General features: G+C 69.1%; 4 protein-coding genes and 1 rRNA gene. 4 read left to right on the top strand and 1 reads right to left on the bottom strand.

Annotation, left to right across the window (positions count from 1 at the left end; all coding sequences use genetic code 11):
- Positions 1–89: 89 nt before the first annotated feature.
- Together AB8Z36_RS19565 and AB8Z36_RS19560 are read left to right on the top strand one after the other, a co-directional pair.
- On the top strand, positions 90–1,484 hold the full coding sequence (locus AB8Z36_RS19565; RefSeq protein WP_369214632.1) for an NAD(P)/FAD-dependent oxidoreductase: 1,395 nt from the start codon (positions 90–92) through the stop codon (positions 1,482–1,484).
- Positions 1,485–1,680: 196 nt separating this feature from the next.
- Positions 1,681–3,348: an ATP-binding SpoIIE family protein phosphatase gene (locus tag AB8Z36_RS19560; RefSeq protein ID WP_369214631.1), complete on the top strand. Its 1,668-nt coding sequence runs from the start codon at positions 1,681–1,683 to the stop codon at positions 3,346–3,348.
- Positions 3,349–3,381: 33 nt separating this feature from the next.
- Here AB8Z36_RS19560 and AB8Z36_RS19555 read toward each other — a convergent pair whose 3' ends face one another.
- Positions 3,382–4,668 carry an MFS transporter gene (locus AB8Z36_RS19555; protein WP_369214630.1) on the bottom strand — a complete coding sequence of 429 codons (1,287 nt, stop codon included), beginning with the start codon at positions 4,666–4,668 and terminating at the stop codon, positions 3,382–3,384.
- A 135-nt stretch (positions 4,669–4,803) separates the two neighbouring features.
- On the opposite strand from AB8Z36_RS19555, the gene AB8Z36_RS19550 reads away from it, so the two are divergent.
- Together AB8Z36_RS19550 and AB8Z36_RS19545 are read left to right on the top strand one after the other, a co-directional pair.
- The gene (locus AB8Z36_RS19550; protein WP_369214629.1) at positions 4,804–5,352 is read left to right on the top strand and encodes a MarR family winged helix-turn-helix transcriptional regulator; all 549 of its coding nucleotides are present in this window, start codon (positions 4,804–4,806) and stop codon (positions 5,350–5,352) included.
- Positions 5,353–6,040: 688 nt separating this feature from the next.
- Positions 6,041–6,690, top strand: a 16S ribosomal RNA gene (locus tag AB8Z36_RS19545); the annotation flags it as partial.

The following is a 6,690-nucleotide window of genomic DNA, read 5'->3' as shown; positions in this document are numbered from 1 at the left end:
GCAGACCCCCGAACACCGGCCGCGCGCGGCCTCCGGTCACACAATCTGCCGGGCCTGTGGACAAACTCCGGAGGCGGGTGCGTCATGGGATGGTGAAGGCTGCGATCTCCCGGGGAACGACCCCCGGCACCCCGGACTGTGTGCGCGTTCTCGTCGTCGGCGGCGGGTACGTCGGCATGTACACCGCCCTCCGGCTCCAGCGAAAGCTGAAGGCGGAGCTCAGGCGGGGTGAGGTCGAGATCGTGGTGATCACACCCGACCCGTACATGACCTATCAGCCGTTCCTGCCCGAGGCGGCGGCCGGCTCCATCTCACCGAGACACGTCGTCGTGCCGCTGCGCCGCGTCCTCGACAAGTGCCGCATCGTCATCGGCGAGGTCGAATCGGTGCAGCACGCCAAGCGCACCGCGACCTTCAGCACGCTCGCGACCGACGAGGAAGGCACGGGCCCCGTCGACATCGCCTACGACGAACTGGTCATGGCGCCCGGCTCCATCGCGCGCACCCTGCCGATCCCCGGACTCGCCGAGTACGCCATCGGCTTCAAGACCGTCGAGGAGGCCATCGGGCTGCGCAACCACGTCATCGAACAGATGGACATCGCCTCGTCCACCCGCGACCCCGCCATCCGCGACGCGGCCCTGACCTTCGTCTTCGTCGGCGGCGGCTACGCGGGCGTGGAAGCGCTCGGCGAGCTGGAGGACATGGCCCGCTACGCCTCGCGGTACTACCACAACATCAAGCCCCAGGACATGAAGTGGATTCTCGTCGAGGCCATGGGGCGCATCCTGCCCGAGGTCGGCGAGGAGATGGGCAAGTACACGGTCGGCGAGCTGCGTCGGCGCAATATCGACGTACGCCTGGAGACACGTCTTGACTCGTGCGAGGACCGTGTCGCCGTCCTGAGCGACGGCTCGCGCTTCCCCACCCGCACCGTCGTGTGGACCGCGGGCGTCAAGCCGCATCCCGTACTCGCCGCCTCCGACCTGCCGCTGAACGAACGAGGGCGGCTCGCGTGCACCGCGGAGCTGGCCGTGGACGGCGCCACGCACGCGTGGGGCGCGGGAGACGCGGCGGCCGTCCCCGACGTCACCGCCGACGAGCCCGGCAAGGAGTGCGCGCCCAACGCCCAGCACGCGGTGCGCCAGGCCAGGGTCCTCGGCGACAACATCGTCGCCGCCCTGCGGAAGCGGCCGCTCCAGGAGTACACGCACGCCTACGTCGGCTCGGTGGCCTCCCTGGGACTGCACAAAGGTGTCGCACACGTCTACGGACGCAAGCTGAAGGGCTACCCTGCCTGGTTCATGCACCGCGTCTACCACCTGAGCAGAGTGCCGACCATCAACCGCAAATCCCGTGTGCTCGCCGAATGGACCCTGTCCGGGCTGTTCAAACGCGAGATCGTCTCCCTCGGCTCGCTCGAACACCCCCGCGCGGAGTTCGAACTCGCGGCCGGACGCAAGCCCCCGAAGGAGTCCTCCTGACCGGAGTCAGGAACTCCCCGCACGGGCCCGGCGTCTGACGTTTACCGGCCCGGCCCGGCGGATGTCGGACCGGACGGCCAGACTGTCCGTGTGACCATGGTCCGGCCGCGAGGCCGACCCTGGGACACCCGCCCTCGACACGCTGTGTTCTCGACCCCGAAGCCGATCCAGAAGCGACACCACGAGGCCTACCGCAGTGAACTTCACGCGCTGGAGCGCCCGGCTCCCCGGAACGCAGCGCCGCGCGGCTGCGCGGACCGAGCAGACGGTCCCCGCGGCCCCGCGCGGGGACGGCTCCGTCCCCGCCGCCCGCGCCGAGCGGCTCTCCGACGGAGCCCGCGCCACAACCGCCGACGGCGTCGACGCCCTGCCGGTCCGCGAGGTGCTCGACCGCGTCCCGGCCCTCGTCGCGCTGGTGCACGGCGCCGAGCACCGCGTCGTCTACGTCAACGACTCCTATGCGGCCGCCTTCGGTCCCCGCCCCCTCGGCGAGCCCGCGCACGAGACCCTGCCCGAACTGGCCGAGCTGGGCCTCTTCCCCCTGCTCGACCAGGTCCTGCGCAGCAGCAAGCCGCGCACCGTCAAGTCCCGCAAGGCGGCGAGCGGCCGGTCGTACACCTTCACGTGTACCCCGGCGACGCTGCCCCTCGACGGCTCCGCCGGACCCGGTGAGGGCGGCGGCGTCCTGATCTTCGCCGCCGACGTCACCGACCACGCCGAGGCGGCCGAGCGCCTGCGCGCCAGCGAGCGCGCCCAGCGCGAGACGGCCGTCACCCTCCAGAAGTCGCTCCTGCCGCAGGAGCTGGAGCAGCCCGACGACCTGCGCATCGCCGCCACGTACCAGCCGGGCGGCACCGAGGCCGCGGTCGGCGGCGACTGGTACGACGTGATCACCCTCGGCGGCGGACGCACCGCCCTGGTCATCGGCGACGTCATGGGCAGAGGAGTGCGCGCGGCGGCCGTCATGGGCCAGCTCCGCACCGCCGTGCGCGCCTACGCCCGCCTCGACCTGCCCCCGCACGAGGTCCTGCAGCTCCTCGACGGTCTCGCCTCGGAGATCGACCCCAGCCAGATCGCCACCTGTGTCTACGCGGTGCACGACCCGAACGAAGGAAGCCTCTCGTACGCCTCCGCCGGGCACCTCCCCATCCTCGTACGCGACGAGAACGGCCGGATCCACCGCGCGGAGGAGCCCACGGGACCCCCGCTCGGCACCGGCGGCTGGCAGCACACCTCGGCCTCCGTGCCGCTCGGCCCCGGCTCGACCGCCGTCCTCTACACCGACGGCCTGGTGGAGCGGCGCAGCGAGGACATCGACGAGGGAGTGGCCTCCCTGGAACGCGCCCTGGCCGGTGCCACCGGCACGCCCCAGGTGGTGTGCGACCGGCTGATCCGCGCCCTCGGAGTGACCGCCGACCACGACGACGACGTGGCCGTCCTCGTCCTCCAGCACCCCGCGCGCACCGGCTCCGACGCGGAGCTCTTCCGCAACGCCACCCTGGAGCTCCTCGGCGGGATCGAAGCGGCGCCACGCGCGCGTGCCTTCGCCACCGGAGTCCTCGCGAGCTGGCGCTTCGCCCCCGACCTGCACGACCTCGGGGTCCTCGCGGCCAGCGAACTGGTCGCCAACTCGCTCCAGCACGGCACCCCGCCGATGCGGCTCCGGCTGCGCCGGACCGACCGCCGTCTGATCATCGAGGTGACCGACGGCGACGAGCACCTGCCGCGCCGCCGCCGCGCCGAACCGGCCGACGAGGCGGGACGCGGCATCGCCATCATCGCCACGATCGCGTCGAACTGGGGCTCGCGCCGTACACCGGGCGGCGGCAAGGCCGTCTGGTGCGAGTTCGCGCTGCCGAAGTAGCCCGAGGCCAGGCGCTGCCGGGGTAGTCCGGGATCAGGCGCCGGCGGTCGCGACGGACTCGGTGGCCGCGGGGCCGCCCTGCGCCACGACCGGGCTCTTGGCGAGCGAGGGCTGGTTCTGCGCCGGGGTGAGCCGCCGCCCCAGACGCACCGCGAGCACCGTGATGCCCAGCGAGAACAGCACGAACGTCACGATGTACGGGACGTGCAGCGCGGCGCCCATCGGACCGCCCACGGCCGGACCGACCGCGAGGGCGAGCTGCTTCACCAGGGCGAACGCCGAGTTGTACTGCCCGACCATGCCGCCCGGGGCAAGATCGGCGACCAGCGGCGCGACGGTCGGCGACAGCATCGCCTCACCGAGCCCGAACAGCGCGTACGTCGAGATGAACGCGGCGGTGGCCATGGCCTGGCTGCCGTGTCCGACGCCCGCGTACCCCGCGAGGAGCCAGGCGAAGGCCCAGATCAGACCCACGGCGGCGATCACCCGGGACCGCTTGCGCCGCTCGACGAACTTCAGGACGGCGAACTGCGCGACGACGATCATCGCCGTGTTGGCGGCGAGCGCGATGCCCAGCGTCGATGCGGAGATGCCCGCGGTCTCCACGCCGTACGCCGAGAGCCCGGACTCGAACTGCCCGTAGCAGGCGAAGAAGATCACGAAGCCGAGCACACAGAGCCGCACCATGGCCTTGTGCCGCAGGAGTGCGCGCATGCCGCCCGGCGCGGACGCGTCCTTGGGCAGGGCGTCCTGGATGGACGGCGCGTGCGGCAGCCGCACGGTCAGCGCGATCGCGGCGAGCACCAGGAACATCACGGACTCGATGGCGAAGAGCAGCGTGAAGCTGCCGGGACGGCTCTCGTCGACGATCTGGCCGCCGATGAGACCGCCGATGCCGAGGCCCAGGTTCTGGAGGAAGAACTGCATCGCGAAGGACCGGGTACGCGTGGCGGGCGTCGACGACCAGACGATCATCGTCGCCAGCGCCGGCTGCATGACCGCCGTGCCCGCGCCGAGCAGGGCCGCGGCGAGGATCGCCGTCGGCTCGCTGTTCGCGAGGCCGAGCGCGACCGCGCCCACGGAGGCCACACCCGCGGCGCCGACGAGTACGGGGAGGGGGCCGCGACGGTCGATGACGCGGCCGGTGACGGGCAGGACGATCAGCGCGGCCATGGCAAACGCGGCGAGCACGATGCCCGCCGTACTGGCTCCGAGCTCCCGGACCTGCGCCACATAGACGTAGAGGAACGGAACCGTGAAACCGATGCCGAACGCGCTCAGCGCGCTGCCTGCCTGGATACGACGCATCGCTGCGCCCATCGCCCTGGTCACTTTCACCTGCCTTGAGAGTGGGTGTGAAGCCTTAGAAGTGAAGACTTCGAAGCTAAAGTTCAGAGCTAAACTGTACACACTGAAGGACTTCAACGCCAAGCGGGGCCGTGCCATACTCGGCCCATGGGTGACACCCCCGGCCCAAGTGAGCCGACACTTGAAGAGCAGATCGCCGCGTATCAGCGGGAGTTCCAGGATCTCGACCCCCAGGTCGAGGAGATCGTCTCGGCCCTCGGCCGCCTGAACCGCCGTATGAACGTCGCCTACGGCCGCCAGACCGCGACCCTCGGGATCAGCAACGCCGAGTGGGAGGTCCTCAAGGCCCTCGTCCTCTCCGGGGCCCCGTACCAAATGGGTCCGGGAGAGCTGGCCAAGCGGCTCGGCCTCACGCCCGCCGCCATGACCCACCGCATCGACCGCATGGTGGGGGAGGGCCTGGTCACCCGGGACCGCGACGAGAGCAACCGCGTGCGCGTCATCGTGGAGCTCACCGCCGAGGGCCGCGAGAAGTGGCTGGAGGCGATGCGCCTCGCCACCGTCTTCGAGGAGGACCTCCTCCAGGACCTCTCCCAGCAGGAGCGCGGCGCCCTCGGCGAAGTGCTGACCCGGCTGCTGCGCCGTGTGGAGGACGCCCAGCCGGACGCGGGCGGCCGCCTCACCGACCTGGACTGACGGCTACTTCGGCGGCTTGAGCGGCGGGGCCCTGCGGGGGTTGACAGCCACCCGCTCGATCCGTAGAGTTCTTCGGGTTGCCACGGAGCCGTAACGGTTCTGCGACAGCCACACCCCGCCGCGGGTAGCGGCAAAACAAACTCTGCACCACCTCCCAACGGAACGACTTCGGCATGCCCGAATTCAATTCCACGGCTCGATTATGAGTCGCCGGGGAAACCCGCTAGAGTTTGGGACGTCGGAACGGCCCAACAGCCGCGAAGACAACTCCCGCTGACTGGGAATCAGGCCCGAAAGGATCTGATAGAGTCGGAACCGCCGGAAAGGGAAACGCGAGAGCCGAAAGGCCGAGCGGGAACCGGAAAGGCACCGAGGAAATCGGACGCGAAAGAGTCTGATAGAGTCGGAAACGCAAGAACAGAAGAAACACCGAAGGGAAGCGCCCGGAGGAAAGCCCGAACAGGGTGAGTACAAAGGAAGCGTCCGTTCCTTGAGAACTCAACAGCGTGCCAAAAGTCAACGCCAGATATGTTGATACCCCGACTCACTCCGGTGAGTTGAGGTTCCTTTGAAAAAGTCCTGTACGGCTTGTCCGTGCAGGCAGCACAGCGAGGACGCTGTGAACCGGGAGATTATTCCTCTCCCTGGTTCCGCTCTCGTGTGTGTCGCACCGGATTACCGGTACACATTCACGGAGAGTTTGATCCTGGCTCAGGACGAACGCTGGCGGCGTGCTTAACACATGCAAGTCGAACGATGAAGCCCTTCGGGGTGGATTAGTGGCGAACGGGTGAGTAACACGTGGGCAATCTGCCCTTCACTCTGGGACAAGCCCTGGAAACGGGGTCTAATACCGGATAACACCCCCTCTCGCATGGGAGGGGGTTGAAAGCTCCGGCGGTGAAGGATGAGCCCGCGGCCTATCAGCTAGTTGGTGAGGTAGAAGCTCACCAAGGCGACGACGGGTAGCCGGCCTGAGAGGGCGACCGGCCACACTGGGACTGAGACACGGCCCAGACTCCTACGGGAGGCAGCAGTGGGGAATATTGCACAATGGGCGAAAGCCTGATGCAGCGACGCCGCGTGAGGGATGACGGCCTTCGGGTTGTAAACCTCTTTCAGCAGGGAAGAAGCGAGAGTGACGGTACCTGCAGAAGAAGCGCCGGCTAACTACGTGCCAGCAGCCGCGGTAATACGTAGGGCGCAAGCGTTGTCCGGAATTATTGGGCGTAAAGAGCTCGTAGGCGGCTTGTCGCGTCGGTTGTGAAAGCCCGGGGCTTAACCCCGGGTCTGCAGTCGATACGGGCAGGCTAGAGTTCGGTAGGGGAGATCGGAATT

It is taken from the genome of Streptomyces flavofungini, assembly GCF_041028215.1.
Classification (GTDB): domain Bacteria; phylum Actinomycetota; class Actinomycetes; order Streptomycetales; family Streptomycetaceae; genus Streptomyces; species Streptomyces flavofungini_B.
The sequence above is the reverse complement of the archived record's forward strand: the minus strand, read 5'-3'. Positions and strand labels throughout refer to the sequence as shown.